Origin of the sequence: Ktedonosporobacter rubrisoli (genome assembly GCF_004208415.1) — a bacterium.
Classification (GTDB): domain Bacteria; phylum Chloroflexota; class Ktedonobacteria; order Ktedonobacterales; family Ktedonobacteraceae; genus Ktedonosporobacter; species Ktedonosporobacter rubrisoli.
In genome coordinates this window covers 3,979,289-4,002,780 of the sequence record NZ_CP035758.1, presented here as the reverse complement: position 1 = coordinate 4,002,780, position 23,492 = coordinate 3,979,289, and the positions used below count along the sequence as shown (strand labels likewise).

Genomic DNA, 23,492 nt, shown 5'->3' with positions numbered 1-23,492 from the left:
GTAGTTCGTGAAGAGACAAAAGAGGTAGCGCTTAGGATAGCTTCAGATTGCGTGCGGCTTTGCGGACCTCCCGACGATTGCTTACGCCCAACTTACGATAGAGATGTTTGAGATGATCCTTGACTGTATTGACAGATATGATCAGCTCAGCGGCGATCTCCAGGTTAGAGTACCCGGCAAGCAATAGACGTAATACCCGTTGCTCCTGACCGGAAAGTGGTTCGAATGGCAAATTATCGTTAAGTGATACAGGAGGCGTTGAGGCTGCATCGGTAGACAGAAGAGCGCGTAGAATTGCCTGTCCGTAGGCGCGCACGGTTTTTTCACGTATGGCCGGCAAAAGCGAACGTAGCAAATGAGCCATAGCATCTCCTTCCTGGAGAAAGACGCGGAGAAAACCTTCGCTATATGCTAGCGAGAGGGCTTTATAAAGCCACTTATGGGCCTCAGCTTTCTGCTTGCAAGTTGCATGAGCCAGAGCCAGAAGTATGAGCAACTCTAGCTGGCCGCGCATGTACTGCTTCTCTTGCGTTACAGGAAGAAGTTGGGCAAGCAGGGCTATGGCCTCTTTCTCCATCCCTTGAGCAAGCAGAAGGCGCACCTGAAGAATGTGAAGTACCATTTGTTGGCCAAATGAGAGCTCGTGGGCCGAACTGCTCAATAAGTGCAAACTGTTCTGCGCGGCAAGGTAGTCGTGGGCATCTAATTGGAGGCGAGTTTGTAGGCTTAGCACTTCTGTGAGCAGCTCTTGTACGGCCGGGATTAATGTCGTTTGCAGGCGTGCAAGAAGCGCAGAAACGCGGAGCTGGGCAGAGATATTCTGGCCGTGCGCGAAACTAAGGAGCGCAAGAAGATAGTCAATGTCTTCTCTGCGTTCCTGGTTATTCTGCTCCATAAGTTCCAAGGCCTCGTGTATGCGCTGTTCGACTGCATCAAGATCATTCCATTCAAGAGAGAGCTGTGCAAGGCCTCTCAGAGCGCGCTGGCAGTCTGTATAATCTCTCTGGGATAGGCCCAGAGAGAGCGTCCTTTGGAAATACTCGTAGGCCTGGTAAAGCTTACCCAGGATCTGATAGAGCGTCCCTAATCTCAGACAGATCTCACGCAGAAACTCCTGGTTGCCGTCAGTCTGGCAATCGGCAAGAGCCTCTAACAGGAGTTGTTGGGACTCTTCGAAGCGCCCCTGATGCATGGCTGTTGTACCAACGATACCGAGACAAATAGTGCGCCATTGCCACGTAGTTGGCCGAATATGGTTCTCCCCTGGCTCTACTGCAAATAAGTTCAGCGCTTTGCTGGCATTCTCCACAGCCTCCTGCTCAGCTGTTTCACGAAGCGAGGCTATGAGGGCTCTGAAGGCAAAAACTACGCCAACCTCGGTTAGCTGCCCTGAGCTACGCCAGCCTTCCTCCGCCTTTTGCAACAGGGCCGAGATGCGTGTCCTATTTGAGTGAGAAGGATGAGCCGGCTCTGCCTGGAACTGAAGTGTAATAGCAGCGTAGAGGCAAAGGGTTGGATGCGCGTCTATCGTCGCCTCCGGCATCTGTGCCAACCAGCTCTGGAGTATATGCAGTTCTATTTGCTGCGCGCCTGAGGAAAAACGTTCGATCAAGAGCGCGGCACGTTCCATATCGTGGGCTTGCAGTGCCGCTTCGATGGCCGCGTCTGCAAGCTCGTGTTGCTCATACCAATAGCTTGCCTGTCTGGCTATTGTGCGTAGCCTTTCCTCCCCAAAGCGTCGCTGGGCCTCCGCGCGCATCGCTTCAGCAAAGAGCGCATGATAGCGGTACCATGGCAGTATTGTAGAGGTCTGGGCGCGGACAGCCTCATCAAGAGCTTCCAGAAAGAGACCAGACAGTTCTAGCGTTTCCAGAACTTCAGAACTATTCTGCCCATCCATAATAGTGTCGCAAAGAGAGCCTGTCAGGCGGCCGAGGACGCTCGTCTGTAGCAAAAAGCGCTGCAGCGCCTCCGGTTGGGCGTCCAGAACCTCGCTGATAAAGTAATCAAGGAGTTGCTGGCGAAAACTGTTAGAAGGCTGCTGTTGCTCAAGGCCAGAGAGCAAGCGCTCTATGCCAGCTTGCTCCATCTTGCCAGCCAGAATGAGCAAACGTAGTCCAGCTGCCCATCCCTGCAGGAGCGCGTCGAGTTGGGCCAGCTGCGCAGCAGAAAGGCTGGCTGCTACTGTCAGTTCAAGAAAGGTTGCGGTTTCTATAGTCGAGAAGCGCAGATCTTGGCTGGAGAGCTCTTGCAGATAACCCTGGGCACGCCAACGTGTGAGGGGCAAGTTCGGCTCGTTGCGTGTAAGAATTACCACATGCACCTGGAGGGGAAGGTGCTCGATAAAAAAGCTTAGTGCCTCATGGAGACGCGGTTCCGTAATCAAGTGATAATCGTCAAGGACGAGAATACTATTTCCCGCCTGCTTGGCCAGATCGTTCAGGAAAAGCGCCAGTATTGTTTCCAGGGGAACAGCCGCGAAAGGAGGCCGGAAGGCGGAGGCCAGGCGCGTAAGCGCTGTTTTCCCCGGTTCTCCTTGCCAGGACTGATAGGCACTGATGATGGTACGCCAGAAATGGAGCTGATCATTATCGCTTGCCTGCAGAGAGATCCAGGCGAGATGTGAAATGGCCTGCTGCTTCTGTTGCTGAGCCAGCCAGGAGTTCGCAAGCGTCGTTTTGCCAAAACCGGCGGGAGCTCGTAGTAGCGTGAGCTTATACGTACGCCAGGCAGCGAGCCGGGCAAATAAGTGTGTGCGCTCGATTAATCCCAGTGGGAGACGGGGTGGGTGCAGGCGAGAGATGAGCAGCGGTTCTGTTGAAGAGAGAGATTGCCCAGCCCTGGATGCGGCTTCAGCAGTGAAGTTGTTGGCAATCTCTTCTAAACGCGCGAGGGTGAGATCTGATGTTCGTCCAAGGTAACGCTTGCTAGTTCGCCCCTGCCAGGAACGGTAGCCGTACCAATAACTTCCGTTCTGCTGAACTGCCTCCTTGCGCACAGTATAGCGCATCCCGCAGCGGCTATGAAACGCGAATGAAGAGATTGTATCTAGCCATTCTCGCCAGGCCTGACTTTCGGGAATGATTTCATGGATAGCCGAAGCCTTTGAACTGGAGAGCTCATAGCTTTGAGATTGCTGTGACCATTTTAAAAGATTGAGAGCTCGTCTGGGCATAGTAGATCCTTGGACCAGAATGGTTAGGCGAGAAGTATCTGGGCATCATTGTTTGGGCTGAAGTATAGCATAGAAATTATTTTTAGGTAATACGAAAATAGTTTACAGGGTAGTCAGAAAAGATACCATTGTAGCCTGCTCTATCCGCTCAAGAGGCCCGTTGGCGCTGGAGGTTACCGTGCCCTTGAATATAGCGTAAAGACTGCTCTCTTCTTTCAGTGATAGATGCCGATATGGTGAAATAAGCAAGGGCGTGCCTTGCCCAAGCAAGAAAGGAATATCTTATGACATTTCCTATGCTTATCGGGATTGTCGCAATTGCTGCGATTGTCGGCTTCTTTTTGTTGAGAGGGCGCACAGAGCCTGTAAGTTGTATAGGCTTAATTCTGGGGTGTATATTGATCAGTATGGTTGTCTTAAACTGGAATGCTATTGGACAGGCCGTTCTACAGATGGCACAGACACAAATTCTACCAATCCGCTTAATCGCCGTACCTTGATTTGGCGACCGCTTGCCTGCTCTCCTCTTTGTAATGAGAACTACCAGCGCTGCCCTTTTGTTTGATCCCGGATGGAGAGAAGACCTGCCGCCGAGTGAGTGGAGTTCGGCACCACGCTCAGCCAAATAGGTTTTCGCCTCCAGATGCGCGCTCACCGGCGATGTTCTTCCCTGGCGGAGTTCTTCCCAAGAAGCAGGCGGTAACAGATAGTCTTCCAATCCAGCGCGGTGTTGGTGAGCGTCGCAACCAATTCTACTAATGACGCGACGAGGGTCGCGTACCGCCGCCCTGCTTCAAAGTGAGCCAGAAATTGGGGGGAGTATTGTTCTCCCTCGCGCGTCAGTCGGTGGAGGCGGTTCGCATGAATTTTGCGGGGTAACGTGATATCTAACCCGAGTGCCCAAATAAAGCGCAGGAGCTCAATGACCTTCAAAAAGCTTGTGGCTTTTGCTGGTCCCGGAGGCTCGCGCAACCAGACGAGGGGAGTGCGTAAATTATACAGGAACTACCATTTCACTCGTGCGCATGTTCGCCAGAATCTTCGCTCAGTCTCCTACCGTGAAGGGAAATAGCATCGTCCCCAAGAGCGTAGGCCATGCTTTGTTCAGCGCTCATCGAGCTGCCAAAACGCCAGGCTTCCTCAAACGCCTGCGAACTGAGGGATGTACGCAACACACTGAGCATATGATTGTAATCAGCGCGCATGGTGGGCAAGACGACAGCCCCCAGAGCGGAGCGTTGTTCCTCTGCAGCAGCCAGCAGGGCCACCGCGCGCGGGAAGTTGCCTTGCGCACAAACCACCCGGGCCAGTCCCTCCAGGCCACGGGTGAGCAACCAGGTGCCGCGCATGCCCTGGCAGAGGGCGATGCTTCTGGTATAGAAGTGAGCCGCCTGTTCATACTTTCCTTGCATCCAGGCGAGATGCCCCAGGCTGCGTAGTGGGCCGGTTTGCTCCCAGCGGTCCCCTGTCTCCTCGAAGCCATGTAAGCTCTCCTGATAGATCTGTTCAGCTTGAAGATATTCTTCTTGCGCCTGGAGCACAGTTCCCAGGACGCTCAGTGAACTTGCCAGATTCCAGTGATCTCCCTGCTCGCGCGCCAATCGCACGCTCTCTTCGGCGAATTTCCTGGCGGTCTTCTGGTTTCCCTGGCTTAGTTCGACCTGGACCAGCAGGCGCAGCGCGGTCGCAAACAGGCAGTCATCGCCGCTGCGCAGGGCCAAGGCGGCTGCTTCTCGTGCCAGGTGCTCAGCCTGTTGCCGTTCCCCCTGGACCCAGACCAGGACGCTCAACCCATGAACCGCTCTCGCAAGAGGAACATGCTCGGCATAGCGTGGTGCCTGTGCTAGCAGCTTTTCCAGCCAGCTGCGCCCTTCGCTCCAAATGCCTTCATGCAACCAGAACCAGTAGAGCATGCCCGCGATGCGCATACCCACCTCTAGTTCTCCCTGTAGGCTAAGACTCCAGGCCAAGGCGGCGCGCAGGTTCTCTTGTGCAGCTCGCAACCGTACAAGCCAGGTTTCTCGTGCGCCGCTGCGCAGGTGGCGATCTGCCTGCTCAACCAATTCCATATAATAACGAGCATGATGCTTTTGCAACAGGAGCTGCTCCTGCGTGGACTTTCCTCTCCACTCCTCAAGTTGTTCCTGCCCATAGCGCTTCATCGTCTCTAGCAGACGATAGCGGAAGGCGTGCGGACCCGCTTCTTGAGCAGTTGAAACGGTCAGAACCAGGGATTTGTTCACGAGCTTGGCGAGGAGATCTAGCACTTCCCGAGGTTCAATCGTCATCCCGACAGATTCGGTCTCCATTGCAGGCCAGACGCAGATGGTTTCTATGGCTTCCAGGGTCCACTCTCCGGCGAATACACTCAAGCGCCTGAACAATTGCTGCTCTTTCTGGCTCAGGCTCTCATAACTCCAATCCAGCGTGGCACGCAGCGTCTGGTGACGGGGTAATGCCGTGCGCCGGCCAGCGGTGAGCAGGTGGAAACGATCTTCCAAGCGCTCGGCAAGCTGCTCCAAGGAAAGCAGGTTCATCCGTGCAGCGGCTAACTCCAGCGCGAGCGGGATGCCGTCGAGACGCTGGCAAATCGACGCGATCGTCGGAGCGTTCTGGTCAGTCAGCTCGAAATGGGGCAGGAGAAGGCGTGCACGCGCGAGAAAGAGCTGGACCGCCTCCGTGTGTCTGATCTGTGCCGCTGTCACTGATTGGAGGGAGCGTGCAGGTACTGCCAACGGCGCAACCTGCCAGACTGTCTCGTCGTCGGCGTTGAGGGCCTCGCGGCTGGTGATCAGTAAGGAAAGTTCCGGGCAGGAGGCATGTAGGTGTTCTGCTATACTGGCGCAGGCTTCTACCAGGTGCTCGCAATTATCAAGGATCAGCAGCATCCGTTTGTGTTGCAAAACCGCGACAAGGGTCTCCAGCAGCGTGTGCCTCGGCTGTTCGGCAAGAGCCAGGGTGGTCGCAATAAGACCAGGCAGCAGGGCCGCGTCGGTGAGGGTGGCCAGTTCCACCAGCCAGACGCCATCGGTATACTGGTCAAGCATGTCTTCGCCTACCTGTTGCGCCAGGCGCGTTTTTCCGCAGCCGCCAGCGCCCGTCAGGGTCACGAAGTGCGTGTGTACCAGGAGCTGCTTGATCTCGGCAAGATCAGGGCCACGTCCAAGAAAAGAAGTGGGGTGTGGACGAAGATTCGTTGGCGTGTATGGTACGCCAGACCCGGTATGTTCGCCGCGCTTTTCTGCCTGTACTTCTTGGTGGAGCCCTTGCTCCGCCGTGAGCATATGCGTTGCATCGTGCAACAGGCGACGGAACCAGCGCTCGTCAAAGGGGGGATAGAGCCGATAGGTGCCCGGGCGCTCTTCATACGCCTGAGCAACGGTTTTCCACAGGAGCTGGGCTTCCTGCTCCTCCTCTCCCGGCAACAAGAGGCGCTCGGCCAATAGGGCGCCGATCAAACGCTGCAAGTTATCGGGACTGGGCAAGCGCTCACCGCACTCCCAGAGTTGCAGGGTCCGAGTTTCGATCCCCACCAGCGCAGCCATGTCGATCTGACGGAGCTTTTTCTTGCATCCGACTCGTGGTCGCACACGAAAGAGACGAAGCAGTTGATCTGGGGTGGCTAGTTCCCCCTCAGGCGTGGCATGGGGCATCAGGTTCTTTTCACTCCTTTTCGTCTCCATCCACCTGGGTGGGGAACAAGACGAACAGCCAGGACGAAACAAGACGAACAGTCAACACGAAGGCATATCCATTCTACCATCAGACACCAGTTAGCTACAATGAGTTCCGTCAACAGCGCGTGTCTCCTCTAGAAGCGAGCAGGCACGCATTGACAACACAAGAAATGCCCAAAAACAGGAGTGTTGACGAAGGAGAAACAACCATGCCATTGGTCCATATCGATCTGCAAGAAGGGAAAACCAGTGAATTTCGTCAGACGGTCAGCGATATCTTGTATCACGCCAACTCATAGACACCTGGCTTCACGCACAAAAGACATATAAGAGCATACACACAAGGAAAGAGAAGAAGATGCAACAAAAAGCCATTCGCTATTGGAGTGAGGGAACCGCATGTGCGGGCACACTTTATCTGCCCGATACGCTCATTCCTGCGCACAAGGCACCTGCTGTCGTCCTTGGTCATGGGACCACCTATGTGAAAGAGATGCATCTGCCCCATTTTGCCCGGGCGTTTGTCGATGCTGGCTTGATCGTGCTCACCATCGATTATCGTTACCTGGGAGAGAGCCAAGGCGAACCGCGTTATAAAGTTGATCCACGCGAACAGGCGCAGGATTATAGCAATGCCATCACCTGGCTACAACAGCAACCCGAAGTCGATGCCGAACATATTGGTATCTGGGGGACCTCGAAAAGTGGAGGTATTGTGCTCCAGGTAGCCGCCTTTGATCGCCGCGTCAAAGCCGTGGTGGCCCAGGTGCCCGACATTTCGTTCTGGTATTATATGACCAACGCCCTTCCTCCTGAGGCAATTCAGACATTTCTGGACCTGATGCAGGAAGAGCGTAAGCATATGAGTATTGGGGGAGCACCACGCCAGATCCGCTTTTCCGCGCCTCAAGGCGAGGCATCGATCGTTGGCCCGGATTGGTTCTTCTGGTTTGAGCAGGCGGAGCGAGATTTTCCAACCTACCACAACGCCATCACCGTACGCTCCATCGAATACATGGCGACATTTGACGCAGGGGCCTTTCTCAACCTGATCGCGCCGACGCCTCTGCTCATGATCCTGGCAGAAAAGGATGAATTTATCCCCGTTCCGTTTAACCGAGCGCATTTTGATCGGGCTGGTGAACCAAAGCGCCTGTTTACCTACAATGGTGGTCATACAGCATCGTATGATGATCCGGTGACGCGTGAGATGACGGCGGGAGTAGCACGAGACTGGTTTGTGCAGTATCTGTTACGTGATGGGAGGAAAAACCAGTGAGCACATGGCTTCCTCTAACAATGAACCGCACAATTGCTCCTAAGCGCACGGAGGAGCGTTTCCTCATCTTTGCTTACAGTTTTCAGGTTTCGATACGCTGACCCCATATAGCATAAAGGTCCATCTCCTGAGTCGGGATGGGCCTTAAAAAATTTACTGAAGGCACTACAGTTGAGAGCTCTCAATAGTTAACTTACCGGAGCTTCCAGAGCATTGGCGATCGCCGTGATGAGCTCTTGAAAGGTAAAAGGCTTTTCGACAAAATTGGCCTGAGGCGCTATGCGTAATGCACGGGTAATCTCAGATGGGCCAGCGGCCGTGCAGAAAACCAGCGGCAATGTCTGGGTTTGTGGATGAGAGCGTAAAGAATAGAGCACCTCCATACCATCGATATCGGGGAGGTGCAGGTCGAGAATAAGCACATCTATAGGTAATGATGAAGATGGGGGGAGTTGAGGCCCGTGCTGATTATTCTCTTCGAGCTGTAGTTGTGGCAACAGGGCACTTAGGCAGTCACGGGCACCTTCGTAGATTGTGACCTCATGGCCCGCGTAGTGCAACATTGTAGAGCACAGCTTCGCGATACGCGCGTTATCTTCAAGCAGACCTACCTGGGCCATAGTACCATAGCATTCCTTAGACTAATATAATACATGCTTAGCACAAATTGTAATGTTTAAATGCTCTATCTGTCAAGGTAGACAGTTATAATAGCCTATTTGAGCCCCACCGAAAAGCCAAAGTTCTCCTCGACGGCAAACCAGAGTTGCGGTACAATCTTAGCACGGCAAGGCATATCTTTGCTAGAAATATATTGGAATGCAACAATGAGTGAAGACGATAACGTGAGAAAATTCCCAATCAGCGTAGTGCGATTTGGGATGGGAAAAGAAATACAGCTCTATAACGATGAAATAGTAGTCACCGGCCAGGAAGATCAAGAGATACGCCTGCAGCTCAGTGTGATCAAAAGGCTAACGCTAATGCCTGGAGATCCCAATCCCTCTAAGTTAGTACTTATGGCGGATTTAGATGATGGAACTGCGCTTATACTGGCCGAGGGGATGACAAACGCGCGCGGCTTCAGAGCTATGCTGCCCCAACTGCAAGAATTGATACCGGATCTAGAGCTCGATCCACCTGATATGAGTGAGCAGTTGCGCCAGGCTTTAAATACGCGGCGGGCCTGGACACTCACCTGCTACGGAACCTTTATTCTGGTGTGCGTCTTGCTCTATGCCCTTTATCTTATTGTATCCTATATTGGAGCCCATCACCACTAAATTTCTAAAAGGAGTTTGCGGCAATGCCTTCTTCTTCAGACCAGCTAATTTCGGTGCCACAGATGAGCAATGATAGTCGTGTGCGTGTCTTTCGCCGCCACTTTAGCGAAAAGGGAGAGTTCGAAGGGTTGGAAGTAGACGGATATGTGATTATTTCTAACCGTTATGTCATTGTCTGTGATACTCTGCTCTGTCCAGAGGATATGGATATTCTTATGGACGAGATACGCGAGGAGTTAACTGGCCGCCAACTCCTTGTGGTAAATAGTCATGCCGACTGGGATCATGCCTGGGGCAACCATTATTTCGCCGACAGCCTTGCTGTCGCGATCATTGGCCATGAAGGCTGCCGAGCACGCTTGCTAGGGCAAGAGGCGCGAACTGAACTAGCAAGCTTTCAGCAGCGCTATGCAACCTTCAGCAATGTCGTATTGACTCCTCCAAACGTGACCTTTAAGCAGGGTATGACGATCTATGGTGGCGATTTGACGATAGAGCTCTTTCATGCGCCGGGCCATTGTCATGATCATATCGCTATATGGTTGCCTGAAATAAGCTTACTGCTAGCCTTTGATGCTGCAGAGATGCCTCTGCCAATCATCGAGAATCGGTTCGCTGTACCGGCGATGTTTGCCACGCTAGAGCATTTTTTGAGCTTGAAACCTCAAAGGGTGCTCTGCTCGCATGGCAAAACTATAGGGGTAGATCTGGTTGGCAAGAACCTGGCTTATCTGCAAGAAGTGGAGCGCCGTTGTAAAATGCTGTTGCAGAAGCAGCGCCCAGATGCTCAGGAGCTTGAACACGCTGCTGCGCTCATCCAATATCCGTTGGATGAAGTTGTCGCCGGCGCTACCGCCTCAAAAGGCCCTGTTGATGAGGCTTTTTATAGCTGGGCTCATGATAATAACGTGCGCTGCATCTTGCAATGGCTTATGCGCTAATCTTTAGGAGCTGGTGGCAGAGGCTCCGAAGGAGCTTGCTCTGTTTGTTCTGCCTGCTTATTCTTGCGCCGCCTCTTTCGGCTTAGATCTGCTACGCGATAGAGCAGGTAGAAAAAGACGATGATTGCTGCAATCGTGATAATGCGCGTCAGGCCAAAACCGGTATTTGTGCCCGGGAACATGTATACGCTATTATCGGTGGCTGCAAATAGCTGAGAGTAGCTTTCGGCACCCAGGACCAGGGCATAGACTGGCTGGCCTTTCGGGAAGCCGCTGCCGATGTTGCGCCAGTTCTGACCATTATCGTCGCTGGCGAGTACGCCAACGTCTGTTCCGACGTAAATTGCTGTAGTCTGTGTGTTGCGAAAATCAACGAGCATGCAGTGAATGCTTGTACCGGAAAGAGGAACCTGTCCTCGTGACCAGTGCTTTCCAGAATCGCGCGAGAGGTAAAAGCCGCGATTGGTTCCTGCATAAATAAAACCGTGGGGTCCACCGCTTTCAGAGGCAGGGTGGACAGTATTGATGCTAATGTCGGCTGGTAAGCCCGTATCGGCGGCTTGCCAGCTTGTAGCTTTGCTATCAGCTTGATAGATATGGGAGCTAGTGGCGGCCCAGAGCTGGTTAGTATCGGGGGCAAAGCTCAGAGAAGTGATGGCACTTCCCTGCGGCAAGCCGTTGCTGGCCGAGGTCCATGAACTGCCCCCATTTGTGCTGATGAAGATACCGTGTCCGGCTGTTGCCGTGTAGAAAATATCTGGCGCATTACCGTTGAAGGCTAGAGCTGTATAGCTATCGGGAGGCAGCCCCGCCGTAGGGGTAAGTACCGAGTTCCAGTGTTGTGCCGCGTCAGTGCTTACAAAGAGGCCTTGCGCAGTTGCCGCATAGAGTTTCTTGCCAGGGATATCGAGGGCGAGCGCGTGAACGGGATTGGGCAAGCTAAGGCCAGTGCTGCGCTCATTCCAGTGCTGGGCTGCATCGGTCGAGTAGAATATATGGCCTTGCGTATCAGCAGCGTAGAGCGTGCCAGGGTTATTCGGGTCTACAGCCAGGGCGCGAATATGTTGATGAAGGCCGCTGTCTTGCCAGTTGCCAGTAGCAAATATGCCTGTGCTGGGGCCGCAGCTGCTCAGGGTGGTTAACAAGAGGCACAAGAGGATTGTCAGCAAAACCATATCTGCTTTGGTCGCCATGCTTCGATGGCCAGTCAACACGTTGCGCATACAGACCTCGGATGATCAAGATAGTAGATCTACTTCTTCTCCCAGTCCTTCGCGGAGGGCAAGACAGTAAATATGGGCAGCCGTCGCAATATCTTCCAGGGCGATGCCCAGACCTTTATAAAGCGTAATAGCTTCAGGTGTTTCGCGTCTCAGGCAGCCTGGTCCCATAATCTCAGCTAAAGAGTGAACTCTAGGCCAATCAAAGAGCCCTTCGTCGGCAGGAATGATAAAGTCTCCAGCCTCTGTGCGCGCTTGCTCGATAGAATCGGTGGTGATAAGAGAGCAGCGATCTAAGGTTGTAAGGTCCAGCTCCCTCCTCTGAGCCCAGTTTGAGCCGATAGCATTAATATGGCACCCTGGTTTAAGCCACTCTCCACGGAAGACGGGCTCCCATGAAGTAGTTGCCGTAATGAGTATATCAGCACTTTCTACTGCCTGGCGTGCGCTGCTAACGGGGACCACATCGACATTGAGCACGCGCGTCATCTCCTGGCAAAATATCTCGCATTTGCGCGCATCGCGGCTATAGACATAAACGCAACTGATGGGGCAAAGAGCATAACTGGGATAGAGATTGCAGATGCCCATCAGTTGTGTAACTGCCTGTTTCCCTGAGCCAATCAGGCCAACTATTGTTGAGTCCGGGCGTGCCAGATAACGTGTTGCCAGAGCGCTTGCTCCACCTGTGCGCATGGAACCAAGCCAGCTTGCCTCAATGATTGCCAGTAATTGGCCATTCTGCGCGCTGAAGAGCATTACAACATAGCGTACACCCTCCCGAAAGGCTGTGTAGGTTTTAAATCCCATTACCCAGAAGGGGTCCGCCGGAATGGCTGCCGCGAGCATGTTCATGACGCTATTAGGAAACATCATGCGGATGCGGGGCTGATTGACTGCCATCCCTTGCAGTTGACTACAGAATGCCTCCTCAAGAACTAACATAGTATCATGCATACTCAGCAGCGAGCGTACATGCTTTTCGCGCAAGACCAGCGCCATAACTGACTTCTCTACTTTGTACTTAGCTCTGACGCCGAATCACGCGCTGCATATAGACAATTGTTTCCTGGACTTCATATCCCTTTGGAAATTTAACTGTCTTCTGGCTTTGTGATTGCAGGATATCCTTCACATTATCGATGGTTGGCAGGACATTGCTTACTGCGCGAGAAGGCTGTGTTAAACGGGCAAGAAGGCCGCGGCGCAGCAGCTCAAGTCCAAAGCCAAGCGCTATAGCCCCGACCCCGGCGGCAACGCCACGCGAGACCTGGGGATTTTGCAATACTGCTGGTAGATTAGCTTGAAATGGCGTAATGCTGGTTGATGACTTTGTTAAATCGGCTCCGCACTGGCGGCAATAGGTATCTTCTGCCATGGATTCGGCATCGCAATTAGGACAGCGCATAAAAATCTCCTCCATGAGGTAACCATTTGTCTTTAGATAACACTTAGATGACCCTTCAATTGCGCCTACTAGCCCGCATTCTTCTCAACATTGTAGCAATAGAAATAGGCTCTTATTTTAGTACATACATACGTGAGCAATCAAGCCATTTATTAGGGCAAAATCTGCCTTATACAACGCCAATACTGACCTTCGGACACAATTATGATCCTACAACGAGACAGCTTGTAAGCCTGCCGCGCAGGAATAATTATCTTAACCCTTCAGGAGCCCTAGCCTGAAATGTTTGGGTGTGTTTGCTCCTTTGCTACATTATACAACTTCATCTGCACCATGTCCTGCAAACCGTGAGTTTCGGGCCCTACCCTCTCCTTTTTATCCTCGCCTGGATAGAGACTGCTTTTTTTAAGAAGCTTTATTTCTTCCTTCCAACAGCTGTTCGATAGCATCAATGACTATCGCGTTTTCCTCTATAGTGTTGTAAAAGTAGGGCGATATTCGTAATACGCCATCATGCGCATCGACGATAATGTTGCGGGCGATAAGGTCTTGGGCGATGGCCTGCGGATCGTCAATTTCTAGCGAAACGATAGAACTGCGTAGCTCTGGCTCTGCTGGTGCTAACACTTTCCAGCCATGCTCTTTTGCTCTGGCAATTAAATCATTCGTCAGATAGCGGCTGCGCTCGCAAATACTCTCTACGCTGGCCTCCAGGATAATATCAAGGCCCCCGTTTGCCGCATATACTGCGGCCATAGAGGGCGTTCCCTGCTCGATCCGCGTGGCATCGGTACGGAACTCAAAATCACGCGTTTTGAAGCTGAACTGATCGCGATGGCCGAACCAGCCGGCAATCGTGGGCTCAAGAGAGGGGATTAAACCCTCACGAATGTAGACAAATGCGAGGCCCGGGCCGCCTAGCAACCATTTCTGGGTTCCGGTAACCAGGACATCGATATCCAGGGCAACGACGTTGAGGGGAACCTGGCCGGTTCCCTGATAGTCATCTAGCAGTATATAGGCCCCATTTTTGTGGGCGATATCGGCAATCGAGCGGATATCCTGGATATAGCCGCTCTTATAGAGCACGCGTGAGGTCGCGACAAGGGCTGTCTTGTTATCCACCACTGCTTCAAATGCTTCAGGCGCTATATAGATGTGATCACTGCTCTCTACAAAATAGGTAGCAACTCCCAGCCGCTGCTTGACAAGCCATTGATAGGATAGGGTGGGAAAGTCCATATCTGTAGTGACAACCTTATTGCGGTCATCATAATCGAGGGCGCTAGCAATTGAGCTGAGCGCGGAAGAGACATTAGGAGCAATGGCTACTTCGTGTAATTGTGCCCCAATGAGGCTGGCGAATTTTTGGCGCGCCCTGGTAATTTCATCCAACCAGCTCTGCTGCCACGCATACGCCCCCAATTCGTCCCATGTTTCCAGAAATTGCTGAATTTGTTGTCTGCAACGCTGAGAAAGAGCACCCTGTGAGCAATTATTCAAATATGTTTTTCTGTACAGAATGGGAAATTCTGCGCGATAAGCAAGGAGCTCAGGGTGTTCAAGGGCTGGAGGCACGGGATATTGCATCCTATCACCTATGCTCATGCTATGCTCCTCCAATCAGAGTGAAGTGAACCCTTACGTAAATTAAAATGCCTTCCTTAATCAGTATATATGCGCGTTGATATATTGCTTTCATCTGGTTTCTGCAGCTCTCGCCCCAGGCCAGTAGCCGCAATGCTAAAATGCTTTCTCTTATCCACCCCTTCGGCCAGAAGATCATCCCTTGCCGCATGATACATCCTCAACAGGAGCCCAGGCCTTGCCGATCCTGACCCTCAGGAGTGTAAGCCTTTATAAGGTACTTTTATAGACACTCTCCCAGTATATCAGATTGATCCTGATTTCGTACAACGATATTTGCTGTTCTGGTACAAATATAGCTGGTGAGTAGAAAAGCTGATATTGAACAAGAGTGTAATTTGCTGAGTTAAGTTTTTTTACGGCTTCTGCTTTGTTGTCGGGGCCAGCAAGTTGACGACTTGTTGAACCTCTGCTTCTGTGCGCCAGCGTTCCAGCGTCAGGCGCAGGATGCCCAGAGCTTGACACTCTTAGGCTCAGGCAAAGCCGGAGGGTCAGCTAGAGCTTGCGTAGTCTTACTTCCTGCACCCTATGATCAGGACCTTTTTTCAAGATGAGATGGGCCCGCTCGCGTGTGGGTTGAATGTTCTCCCGCAGGTTGGGAGCATTAATCTGTTGCCAGAGGCCTCTTGCTACCTCGATAGCGCCTTCGATAGAAAGACTGGCGTGGCGATGGAAATATGAAGTAGGATTGCGAAAGGCAGTCTCGCGTAGTGTCAGGAAACGCTCTATATACCAGCGTTCAATATCTTTTTCCTCGGCATCGACATAGATTGAGAAGTCGAAAAAGTCGGATACAAATAGCCTTGCGGTCTTCCCTGAGCGCATTCTGGAGGTTTGCAAAACGTTCAAACCTTCGATAATGAGAATATCTGGTTGCTGGATGTATTGTACTTCGTTTGCCACGATATCATAGGTGAGGTGCGAATAAACGGGAGCCGTGACTGTAGGACGGCCGGATTTTACCTCGATCAGGAATTGGAGAAGGTGGCGCAGATCGTAGCTCTCAGGAAAGCCTTTGCGGCTCATGAGACCGCGGGCTTCAAGAGTATGCTTGGGATAAAGGAAGCCATCGGTAGTCACCAGATCTACCCGTGGATGAGAAGGCCATTCAGCCAGGAGGGCCTGGAGGAGGCGGGCCGTTGTACTTTTGCCAACCGCTACACTGCCCGCGATACCTATGATATAGGGTACGCGCGCTGAAGTTGTCTCTAAGAAGGTATCTGTCGCCTTATGGAGATTCTGCGTAGCGGCGACATAGAGACTGAGCAGGCGTGAGAGGGGCAGATAAATCTGGGTAGTTTCCTGGAGCGAGACATGTTCATTGAGGCCTTGTAAAGCCCGCAGGCGCGTTTCAGAGAGGGTTAGCGGCATATTGTCTCGTAGTTTTTCCCAGCTCTGGCGTGTAAAAGAGATATAGCGAGACAACTGTTCGTTGCTAGAGGGCGTTGCATCCATAGTGCTATGCTTTCTAGTTTTCAGGGCCCTCCGAACGAAGACCGCAGCCCCTATAAGCTCAGAGGGCAGGAATAACGGCAAGCTAGAGAGATCAGAAGTGCCGAGATTGGCCCGGATATTGCCCCGTTATAGATAGAGCCGATCGGTCCTCTAAGGCTAAAAGCAAACTGACCCTGCAGAAAGCCTGCAGGGCCAAACCAGTCTATTTACCTGGAGAATTTATTGGCGAGATCGCGCGCACTTGGCTCAACAAGGACGTCGCCGTCCGGGAAGATGATTGTTGGCACAGTACGCATGCCACCATTAACTTTCATGACAAACGCCGCCGCATTATCGTCCTCTTCGATATTGATATATTCATAGGGAATATCATGTGAATCGAACCAACGCTTGGCCATGCGGCAATCACCACACCAGGTGGTGGCGTACATTTTGATTTTCTCTCCAGTCTTTGGGGTTTCTAAAGTAATGTCGGGCACTGATAGCTCCTTAAGTAAGTGAATTGAAGATAAACGCGTATACGTCTATAGATCTAAACATCTGCTCATAGCTAATCTATTCCCAGAGTCTATGAGGTGCCTGAGGTCTCAGGCGTCTCGGATGTCATAGCTATTCGTGGGCAGGTTGCAGGGCTGGCTTATTGATTCGCTCAAGGATAAGATCCAGAAAGCGCTTACCTCCAGTGGCAATCAAGGTTGGATTGCGCGCAAGAATACCCATGACAAGGCTTGCGCTAAAGTCGCCACGCAGGGCCTGGGCCATCTGGGCGGGCGTCAGCCGTTTCATCAAATCTAGAGAGCTATCCCACTGTATATCGCTATAATTGCTGATGCGCTTATTAATCATATAGGAGATATCCATATCGCGACCGAAGCGGGCCCTCCATTGTCTATCAAAGCGCTGTAGGAAGGCCGCGCTGGTATTGCCAGCCTTGACAGCTTCAGCGGCTACTTTACCCGCCATCTGGCCCGCATAAATAGCAAAGCGGATACCCTCGCCTACCAGCGTTGAACCGTGGCCGCCAGCATCGCCAGCCAGCAGGAGCCCGGCGCGCGAAAAGCTCTCCAGCGGACCTTCTGAGGGGAAGAGGCCCGTATGATATTCAATAGGGCTGGCAGCTTTGAACTTGTCGGTTAATTGGGGAGATCATAGATAATCCTATCTAAATACGTTCGCGCATCATCGTCGCAATCTGGATGAATGACTCCCACTCCTAGACGCACGCGCCCATTTCCCCGTGGAAAAACCCAGGCATAGCCGCGAGGAGCAAAGGCGCTGCCCATAATTAAGTAGAGCTCATCTTGAGGATAGTTGGGGGCATACATGTCATACTCGGCTCCATAGCCATAGCGGCGGAAGGCCTTGCCCATTTCGGCACGTACGCCAATATGGCGCGAAATGCCGCTGGCATCTATTGTAACGGGGGCACGTAGATTGTGACGCTCACTGGTATGATCTTTGACGGTAACTCCGACAACGCGGCCTTGCTCCACCTGCACTTGCTCAACTGTGTGGCGCACACGAAGTTGGGCCCCAGCCGCAACAGCCCTGCCGGCCAGATGTTGATAGAGTCCCCTGATATCTACGACGCAGGCGACCGCAGGATTATAGTAGAGGGGAACTTCACGGCGTGGGGAGACAAAAACTACCTTGCTAATAGGGTGGTAGAGATGTTGAGGAATGCCCAACGCTTGCATGTCACTGATCCAGCTTCCTCCACTGGTGTGAATAGGATAGCCGATCTCGTTATGGCGCTCCAATACGAGTGCGCGCACCCCCTGTTTGGCGGCAGATTCAGCGGCGGCTAGCCCGGCGGGACCGCCACCTACAATTAACACATCATTATCGTCTGACATGAGATTCCTTCTTTGGGAGAATGATAAGTAATGGAAACTCGCCTGGCTTTGTAGAGAAATGCCAGGTGAGTGCTCTTGGCCAGATAATCTGCTTAAGTATAGATTACCAGATCTGTACTGTCTACTCTTTGTGGTGTGGCGTTATATTTGCCATGGGTGGAACCGAGCGCCTTTGCTGTTGTAAGCAGGTCCAGCGACTTCTTGCTCTTCGGCGTTTGCCGGGGTATGCGCTACCACTTTAGTAGGGCTCCCGGTAGTATTAAGATGGTCCTCTAGTCCTGTGATAAATCCTCCTAAAGGTGCATGTATATTTTTCCCCGGCTGGCTACACTAGGCATAGCGAGACGAATTAGCAATAGTAATAAAATCGTGAGATTGGAAAAGATATGGGGATAAGCCAGCCGTTAATGACTGATACCGAAACCACTCAGAAAAAATTTGTGACCCAGCAATTGGCTGAGAGGCCTGAAAATACATCGATGCAGCAATCATCCCTTTCCTCTGTAGAGGTGGGACGTGGTTCAATTGTGGCAAATATTGTCTCCACGCTGTTGTTACGCATTGCCAGCCGTACCAGTTTTGTCATACTTGGATTTTACCTTGGTGAACATTTTGCCTCGGCAACGATTGTCGCAGTAGTGCTTGAGGCATTCTATATCAGTGAGCTTGTCCTGGCTCCGGCAATGGGGAGCCTGTCTGATCGTCTAGGACGTAAACCTTTTCTGCTAACCGCTCCCGTTCTGGGAATCGGGGCTGCGGTCTTTTTCCTGATCTGTGCTTTACTTTTCCCGCAGCCTCAAGCTGACAAATTTGATGTCAAGCTCGTGGTCTTATTGTTGTTAGTGTTACTGGGGCGCCTGTTGGAGGGTGCTGCAACTGGCGTGAACACTCCTGCCAGCCTTGGGTATATTACCGATACAACCACAGGTTCGGCAAAATTACGCACTCAGGTGATGACTGCCTTTGAAGTCGTCACAGTTGGAGGATTGGCCCTGGCCATCCCCTTTGGCGGACAGGTAAGCAATTTCCTGGGAACCTGGGGTTTCCTGGTGGTGGTTGCCTTACATGTGCTTAATCTGGGGCTGATCGTTGGATTTATAAAGGAAAGCACCCATCATGAGGCACGTGCGGATCATGGGTCGTTGGTAGAGAGTTTGCGGATGCTGGGTAATAAGCGCATATTTACCTTCCTGCCGGCCTGGCTATCGGTAAATGCGCTTGTAGGAGCCTGGATCACGTTAATCACTATTGTACTGGCCTATCCTAATCCTGCCGCCGACATGCGCTTCCCCGGTCAGTTGCTCTATGGAGGCTTTAGCAAGGGCTCAGCGACGATGTTGTTGGGAGGCTTCGGCCTGCTGTTCCTGCTTGGCATGGGGCTGTGGATGCTCGTTCTGCCACGCATGCGCCGTACTACAACCATGCTCATCGGGCTGGGAGGTCTGAGCATCAGTATTATCGTGCTGACTCTGATCAATGGTCTTGCCGAGAATCCGCAAAGTATAGCCCCCCAGGCTATGACAGAGCTAATAGTGCTGCTTGTGCCTCTGGTGTTAGGGATTGTGCTCTTGAGCGGCTTTACACCGGCTGCGCTGACGCAAATGGCCTCTATCGCTGAGACGCAAAAGGGCAAGCGTGGAGCTGTTATGGGCCTGTACTCAGTGGTATTGGGCATAGGACAGCTGTTAGGGGCTTCGCTGGGTGGAATGTCGGTTGATGCTGGCGGCTTCTATGGATTGATGATTTTCTCTGTCGTGTTGGGATTATTGGCCCTGGCTAGCGTGTTATATATGCGGGCTCATCGCGATGACTTGATTTAATCCCTTCCTTACAGAAATGGCGTGACGCAGCTGTCACGCCATTTTTTTGCTCGTCATATATAATCTTTGGCAATTATTGAGAGATGAGGAGAAGAGAGGTTCTTGTTTGCTGGCAAGGGCGGATATGACTAAACTTTCGCCCTGGCGGGTTGTTGAACTTAGCTTATGAGGCGCGATAGTGCTGTGGGAAAAGCTGCTCTTTTATCCCCTGTAGAGCTGTTTGAGAACCGGTTTGAGCTCATAGATTCAGAATAGTGTAGTAGTGGCAGAACACTCATGCACTATTCTGAAATTTTAGTCAGGGCTTTTCACATCTCCAAAAGAGATGGTAAAGGTCTCGCCTCTGGCGGGTGAGGGAAAAATTAGAACTGAAAAGCCCTAATTTTAGCGCACTATATTTGACAAATTACCCTTTGTGTGCTATACTTAGAACAAGATTTCGATGTACCGTGTACACTAACGCTCATTCCTATCTCTATTTTTCTTGTGCATTTTTGTCTGTCAATGTATGAAGCTAGTAATTGGGTAGCTTGCGCAGGAAAGGGAATGTGTACATGCAGATAATGCAACTTACTCAGACGATCCATCTCGTACCCCCTCTGCAGGGCCGGTCTCGTAAACACGTCACACAACCGACTCTCCCTGGTTTTGAGATAGAGCAGGATCAGCCTGTTAAAGTAACAAACCGTCAAATTGCTGAAGTGCTTTCAAGTGTTGCCGATATGCTGGCCAGTCAGAACGGGAATCCTTATCGCATACAAGCCTATCGCAATGCGGCACGTGGAGTGCTTGATCTACCAGAGCCGGCCGCCGATATCCTTGCACGTGGAGAGGCCTTGCCTATCCCTGGCCTGGGCCAGCGTTTACGCCTCCGTATCGCTGAATTAGTACAACTAGGTACCATGACTTTCCAGAATGGGCTGTACATGCAGGCTCTACCATCGGGAGTCAGGTCCTTACTCACAGTTGAGCATGTTGGGGTCTATACCGCCATTCGTTTATATGAAGAGTTGGGCATCGATTCGATCGAAAAGCTCTGGCTAGCCGCTCAGCAAAAGCGTATTCGAACCCTAGATGGATTTGGTTCGCGCAGCGAAGCGCGCTTAAAAGAAGCTGCTGAACATTTACTCCAGCGCCATACCCGCAAGCAGCCGCTTGGCGGAGTTGCTTAACGAGCGGCAGAAAAATAGAGGACTTTTATAAACCAGCGGCCCGGGAAAATATCTTCCCGGGCCAATTTATGTGCTATTGTAGGATGGGCATCTATCTTATGCGTTTTTATAGCTTTATTGCTGATATAATCGTCATAAATTATGCTAAGCTGCTATTGCAGAACAGATAATATGATAGAATCGAATGAGGGGCTCTATACTTCTAGAGATTTGACCGCCTTGATATCTTCTAACGTTTCCCTGGTTTTAGGAGGCAGCATATGTCTGATAGCATTCCTTATCTCAATATCCCGGGAGCTCGATCCAATGAACTGCTTGCCAAACGACAGCAGTTTGTTGCCCGCGGCGTCTCTTCAGCCATGAATGTGTTTGCCGCAAAAGCTGATGGCGCGATTATCGAAGATGTAGATGGAAATCGTTTTATCGACTTTGCCGGTGGGATTGGCACAATGAACGTGGGACATGTGCGCCCCGAGGTAGCTGAGGCGATTACTGCCCAGGCCCATAAACTGATCCACACCTGTTTTAGCGTGATGATGTATGAACCCTATGTTGAACTGGCAGAGCGTATTGTCAGACACGTTCCTGGTGATTTTGCCAAAAAGGCTCTCTTTTTAAATAGTGGCGCCGAAGCCGTTGAGAATGCTGTGAAGATTGCCAGATATGCGACGGGCCGCCCGGCAATTATTGCCTTCGATAATTGTTTTCATGGTCGCACGTTGATGACGATGACGATGACATCTAAGGTAAAGCCCTATAAATATCGCTTTGGCCCCTATGCCCCTGAAGTCTACCATGCGCCTTTCCCTTATCCCTATCGTATGAACATGACCCCTGAAGATGCGGCGCTCTTCTGTTTGCAGGAACTTGAGCATATGTTTACAGGAGAAGTTGCGGCTGATCAAGTAGCGGCTATCGTGGTTGAACCGGTGCAGGGCGAGGGTGGCTTTATGTGCGCCCCTCCAGGATTTTTGCGTGGATTGCAGGCCATTTGTGAGAAATATGGCATTCTCTTTATTGCCGATGAGATTCAGACTGGCTTCGGCCGTACAGGCAAGATGTTTGCAGTTGAGCATGATGGCGTTGCTCCTGATTTGCTGGTTGTCGCTAAATCTATGGGAGCAGGTATGCCTATCAGTGGTGTGATAGGACGTAGCGAGATTATGGATGCTCCTCCGCCGGGAACCCTGGGAGGAACTTATAGCGGGAATCCGCTAGCCTGTGCTGCGGCTCTGGCTGTGCTTGATATCTATGAGAAAGAGGATCTTGCCACGCGTTCTGCCGAGATCGGCAGAGCCGTTATGGAGCATTTTACCAGGCTGCAGGAGCGCTATACATTTGTTGGTGATGTGCGCGGTCTGGGAGGCATGGTTGCCATGGAGCTGGTGAAAGATAGGGCAACTAAAGAGCCGAATAAAGCTATTACAGATGATATACTTGCGGCTGCACATAGCCGCGGATTGGTCTTGATCAAGGCCGGTATGTACGATAATGTCATTCGAGTCCTGGTGCCGCTCTGCGTAACCGATGATCAGCTAAAGCAAGGCTTAGCGATCATTGATGAGGCCTTTGCCATTGTCGCAAACGCTGTCCCATCGTCGCTCAGTTAGCTTCTTAAGCTGAAGAAATTGCCAGGCTCTCCTCCTGGCTATCCAGAAAGCCGATGCCTGAGTAGTTCTTCAAGGGCTTGCTCAGGCATCTTCAGTCTGGCTAAAAATTGCCTTGTTCAACCATCTGGATAAAGCGCTGTTCTAGCTCATACGTACGCGCTCCAGGCTTCCCGTTACCAATGATGATGTTATCGATCTGGGTCACAGGCGTGATCTCTTTAGATGAGGAAGAGATAAAGGCCTCATCAATATCTGGCAGTTCATCCAGCAAGATTGGTCTTTCCTCGACTGCAAAACGGCCCTGCGCCAGTTCGAGCACAACGTTACGCGTAACACCGATCAGGATACCGGAGCGCGGAGTGACGAGCGTGTCACCTCGAAAGATGAAGAAATTACTTCTGGTTCCTTCGAGTACATGGCTTAGCTCGTTAACGAAAAGCGCATCACTGGCTCCTTGCCGTGTAGCCTCTTTAAGCGCACGAATAGCCGTAACGTAACTGGTAGTCTTGGCCTCTGGGGAGACGCGTTGTAAGTGGCTGGTTATAAGTTTACAGCCGCGGGCAAAGCGCTCCATATCGCGTTCTTGAAGCGGCGTAATCAGGACAGCTAAGATCCCATTGCCGGCAGGCATGATGCTATCTTCTGTCACGCCTCCTGTGACAAGAATACGGATATTAGCATGCTTATAAGCGTTACGCTCAATGACTTGCTCTACGATAGTAGTGATATGCTCTGGAGAATAGGGGACGGGTAGTTCAATCAGCTCTGCCGAATGGTAAAGGCGTCGCAAATGATCCGGCAAATGGAAGGGACGCCGATTATATGTGCGTAGCGATTCGAAGACGCTATAGCCACGTAAAACGGCTACATCGTTGAGGGAGATGTGTGCCTCGGCTGGAGCTACCCAGCTACCATTGACATACCATGATGCGTTGTTATCCATAGTGCT

Annotated in this window: 20 protein-coding genes; 8 read left to right on the top strand and 12 right to left on the bottom strand. The window is 51.8% G+C overall.

Annotated elements, in window-relative coordinates:
• Nucleotides 1-31: 31 nt before the first annotated feature.
• Nucleotides 32-3,175: a winged helix-turn-helix domain-containing protein gene (locus tag EPA93_RS17725; RefSeq protein ID WP_129888784.1), complete on the bottom strand. Its 3,144-nt coding sequence runs from the start codon at nucleotides 3,173-3,175 to the stop codon at nucleotides 32-34.
• Between the two features lie 284 nt (nucleotides 3,176-3,459).
• Between EPA93_RS17725 and EPA93_RS17720 the strand changes: the two genes are divergently transcribed.
• Nucleotides 3,460-3,675 (top strand): hypothetical protein, encoded by a 216-nt coding sequence (locus EPA93_RS17720; protein ID WP_129888783.1) that lies wholly within the window; start codon nucleotides 3,460-3,462, stop codon nucleotides 3,673-3,675.
• 513 nt (nucleotides 3,676-4,188) lie between these two features.
• Here the strand turns inward: EPA93_RS17720 and EPA93_RS17715 are convergent.
• Nucleotides 4,189-6,828 carry an ATP-binding protein gene (locus tag EPA93_RS17715; RefSeq protein ID WP_165423219.1) on the bottom strand — a complete coding sequence of 880 codons (2,640 nt, stop codon included), beginning with the start codon at nucleotides 6,826-6,828 and terminating at the stop codon, nucleotides 4,189-4,191.
• 233 nt (nucleotides 6,829-7,061) lie between these two features.
• On the opposite strand from EPA93_RS17715, the gene EPA93_RS51335 reads away from it, so the two are divergent.
• Both EPA93_RS51335 and EPA93_RS17710 read left to right on the top strand, forming a co-directional pair.
• A complete protein-coding gene (locus EPA93_RS51335) occupies nucleotides 7,062-7,151 on the top strand; it encodes a tautomerase family protein (protein WP_479723988.1) in 90 nt (29 codons plus the stop codon).
• A gap of 59 nt (nucleotides 7,152-7,210) precedes the next feature.
• Nucleotides 7,211-8,131 (top strand): alpha/beta hydrolase, encoded by a 921-nt coding sequence (locus EPA93_RS17710; protein ID WP_129888781.1) that lies wholly within the window; start codon nucleotides 7,211-7,213, stop codon nucleotides 8,129-8,131.
• Between the two features lie 188 nt (nucleotides 8,132-8,319).
• Here the strand turns inward: EPA93_RS17710 and EPA93_RS17705 are convergent, their stop codons facing one another.
• Complete coding sequence (locus EPA93_RS17705) at nucleotides 8,320-8,751, bottom strand: response regulator (RefSeq protein ID WP_129888780.1); 432 nt, start codon at nucleotides 8,749-8,751, stop codon at nucleotides 8,320-8,322.
• 207 nt (nucleotides 8,752-8,958) lie between these two features.
• Here EPA93_RS17705 and EPA93_RS17700 point away from each other — a divergent pair, with 207 nt between their 5' ends.
• Nucleotides 8,959-9,414, top strand: a complete 456-nt coding sequence (locus tag EPA93_RS17700) for a hypothetical protein (RefSeq protein ID WP_129888779.1) — start codon at nucleotides 8,959-8,961, stop codon at nucleotides 9,412-9,414.
• Nucleotides 9,415-9,437: 23 nt separating this feature from the next.
• Nucleotides 9,438-10,355, top strand: coding sequence for an MBL fold metallo-hydrolase (locus EPA93_RS17695; protein WP_129888778.1), 918 nt, complete (start codon nucleotides 9,438-9,440; stop codon nucleotides 10,353-10,355).
• Here the strand turns inward: EPA93_RS17695 and EPA93_RS17690 are convergent.
• The 8 genes from EPA93_RS17690 to EPA93_RS17655 all read right to left on the bottom strand — a co-directional run bounded on the left by EPA93_RS17690 (nucleotide 10,352) and on the right by EPA93_RS17655 (nucleotide 17,941).
• The gene (locus tag EPA93_RS17690; protein WP_129888777.1) at nucleotides 10,352-11,524 is read right to left on the bottom strand and encodes a WD40/YVTN/BNR-like repeat-containing protein; all 1,173 of its coding nucleotides are present in this window, start codon (nucleotides 11,522-11,524) and stop codon (nucleotides 10,352-10,354) included. The two genes, EPA93_RS17695 and EPA93_RS17690, sit on opposite strands and share 4 nt — an antisense overlap.
• 69 nt (nucleotides 11,525-11,593) lie before the next feature.
• Complete coding sequence (locus EPA93_RS17685) at nucleotides 11,594-12,577, bottom strand: ornithine cyclodeaminase family protein (protein ID WP_129888776.1); 984 nt, start codon at nucleotides 12,575-12,577, stop codon at nucleotides 11,594-11,596.
• A 22-nt stretch (nucleotides 12,578-12,599) separates the two neighbouring features.
• On the bottom strand, nucleotides 12,600-12,983 hold the full coding sequence (locus tag EPA93_RS17680; protein WP_129888775.1) for a zinc ribbon domain-containing protein: 384 nt from the start codon (nucleotides 12,981-12,983) through the stop codon (nucleotides 12,600-12,602).
• 405 nt (nucleotides 12,984-13,388) lie between these two features.
• Complete coding sequence (locus tag EPA93_RS17675) at nucleotides 13,389-14,591, bottom strand: aminotransferase class V-fold PLP-dependent enzyme (RefSeq protein ID WP_129888774.1); 1,203 nt, start codon at nucleotides 14,589-14,591, stop codon at nucleotides 13,389-13,391.
• Between the two features lie 534 nt (nucleotides 14,592-15,125).
• Nucleotides 15,126-16,085 carry a type I pantothenate kinase gene (coaA, locus tag EPA93_RS17670; RefSeq protein ID WP_129888773.1) on the bottom strand — a complete coding sequence of 320 codons (960 nt, stop codon included), beginning with the start codon at nucleotides 16,083-16,085 and terminating at the stop codon, nucleotides 15,126-15,128.
• Between the two features lie 206 nt (nucleotides 16,086-16,291).
• Nucleotides 16,292-16,564 (bottom strand): mycoredoxin, encoded by a 273-nt coding sequence (locus EPA93_RS17665; protein ID WP_242527433.1) that lies wholly within the window; start codon nucleotides 16,562-16,564, stop codon nucleotides 16,292-16,294.
• A gap of 130 nt (nucleotides 16,565-16,694) precedes the next feature.
• Entirely contained in the window at nucleotides 16,695-17,048 is a 354-nt protein-coding gene (locus EPA93_RS17660; RefSeq protein ID WP_129888772.1) for a hypothetical protein, read from the bottom strand.
• Between the two features lie 170 nt (nucleotides 17,049-17,218).
• Entirely contained in the window at nucleotides 17,219-17,941 is a 723-nt protein-coding gene (locus tag EPA93_RS17655; RefSeq protein ID WP_129888771.1) for an NAD(P)/FAD-dependent oxidoreductase, read from the bottom strand.
• 407 nt (nucleotides 17,942-18,348) lie between these two features.
• On the opposite strand from EPA93_RS17655, the gene EPA93_RS17650 reads away from it, so the two are divergent.
• From EPA93_RS17650 to gabT, 3 genes are all read left to right on the top strand, one after another.
• Nucleotides 18,349-19,761: an MFS transporter gene (locus EPA93_RS17650; protein ID WP_165423218.1), complete on the top strand. Its 1,413-nt coding sequence runs from the start codon at nucleotides 18,349-18,351 to the stop codon at nucleotides 19,759-19,761.
• A gap of 554 nt (nucleotides 19,762-20,315) precedes the next feature.
• Nucleotides 20,316-20,933, top strand: coding sequence for a helix-hairpin-helix domain-containing protein (locus EPA93_RS17645; protein ID WP_129888769.1), 618 nt, complete (start codon nucleotides 20,316-20,318; stop codon nucleotides 20,931-20,933).
• Between the two features lie 260 nt (nucleotides 20,934-21,193).
• The gene (gene gabT / locus EPA93_RS17640; protein WP_129888768.1) at nucleotides 21,194-22,543 is read left to right on the top strand and encodes a 4-aminobutyrate--2-oxoglutarate transaminase; all 1,350 of its coding nucleotides are present in this window, start codon (nucleotides 21,194-21,196) and stop codon (nucleotides 22,541-22,543) included.
• Between the two features lie 100 nt (nucleotides 22,544-22,643).
• Here gabT and EPA93_RS17635 read toward each other — a convergent pair whose 3' ends face one another.
• Nucleotides 22,644-23,486, bottom strand: coding sequence for an aminotransferase class IV (locus EPA93_RS17635; protein WP_129888767.1), 843 nt, complete (start codon nucleotides 23,484-23,486; stop codon nucleotides 22,644-22,646).
• Nucleotides 23,487-23,492 lie beyond the last annotated feature (6 nt).

What these genes read in the sequence shown, in the direction of transcription:
- EPA93_RS17725 (WP_129888784.1), bottom strand. Translation starts at nt 3,175, where the DNA reads ATGCCCAGACGAGCTCTCAATCTTTTAAAATGGTCACAGCAATCTCAA.
- EPA93_RS17720 (WP_129888783.1), top strand. Translation starts at nt 3,460, where the DNA reads ATGACATTTCCTATGCTTATCGGGATTGTCGCAATTGCTGCGATTGTC.
- EPA93_RS17715 (WP_165423219.1), bottom strand. Translation starts at nt 6,828, where the DNA reads ATGCCCCATGCCACGCCTGAGGGGGAACTAGCCACCCCAGATCAACTG.
- EPA93_RS51335 (WP_479723988.1), top strand. Translation starts at nt 7,062, where the DNA reads ATGCCATTGGTCCATATCGATCTGCAAGAAGGGAAAACCAGTGAATTT.
- EPA93_RS17710 (WP_129888781.1), top strand. Translation starts at nt 7,211, where the DNA reads ATGCAACAAAAAGCCATTCGCTATTGGAGTGAGGGAACCGCATGTGCG.
- EPA93_RS17705 (WP_129888780.1), bottom strand. Translation starts at nt 8,751, where the DNA reads ATGGCCCAGGTAGGTCTGCTTGAAGATAACGCGCGTATCGCGAAGCTG.
- EPA93_RS17700 (WP_129888779.1), top strand. Translation starts at nt 8,959, where the DNA reads ATGAGTGAAGACGATAACGTGAGAAAATTCCCAATCAGCGTAGTGCGA.
- EPA93_RS17695 (WP_129888778.1), top strand. Translation starts at nt 9,438, where the DNA reads ATGCCTTCTTCTTCAGACCAGCTAATTTCGGTGCCACAGATGAGCAAT.
- EPA93_RS17685 (WP_129888776.1), bottom strand. Translation starts at nt 12,577, where the DNA reads ATGGCGCTGGTCTTGCGCGAAAAGCATGTACGCTCGCTGCTGAGTATG.
- EPA93_RS17680 (WP_129888775.1), bottom strand. Translation starts at nt 12,983, where the DNA reads ATGCGCTGTCCTAATTGCGATGCCGAATCCATGGCAGAAGATACCTAT.
- EPA93_RS17675 (WP_129888774.1), bottom strand. Translation starts at nt 14,591, where the DNA reads ATGAGCATAGGTGATAGGATGCAATATCCCGTGCCTCCAGCCCTTGAA.
- coaA (WP_129888773.1), bottom strand. Translation starts at nt 16,085, where the DNA reads ATGGATGCAACGCCCTCTAGCAACGAACAGTTGTCTCGCTATATCTCT.
- EPA93_RS17660 (WP_129888772.1), bottom strand. Translation starts at nt 17,048, where the DNA reads ATGGCGGGTAAAGTAGCCGCTGAAGCTGTCAAGGCTGGCAATACCAGC.
- EPA93_RS17655 (WP_129888771.1), bottom strand. Translation starts at nt 17,941, where the DNA reads ATGTCAGACGATAATGATGTGTTAATTGTAGGTGGCGGTCCCGCCGGG.
- EPA93_RS17650 (WP_165423218.1), top strand. Translation starts at nt 18,349, where the DNA reads ATGACTGATACCGAAACCACTCAGAAAAAATTTGTGACCCAGCAATTG.
- EPA93_RS17645 (WP_129888769.1), top strand. Translation starts at nt 20,316, where the DNA reads ATGCAGATAATGCAACTTACTCAGACGATCCATCTCGTACCCCCTCTG.
- gabT (WP_129888768.1), top strand. Translation starts at nt 21,194, where the DNA reads ATGTCTGATAGCATTCCTTATCTCAATATCCCGGGAGCTCGATCCAAT.
- EPA93_RS17635 (WP_129888767.1), bottom strand. Translation starts at nt 23,486, where the DNA reads ATGGATAACAACGCATCATGGTATGTCAATGGTAGCTGGGTAGCTCCA.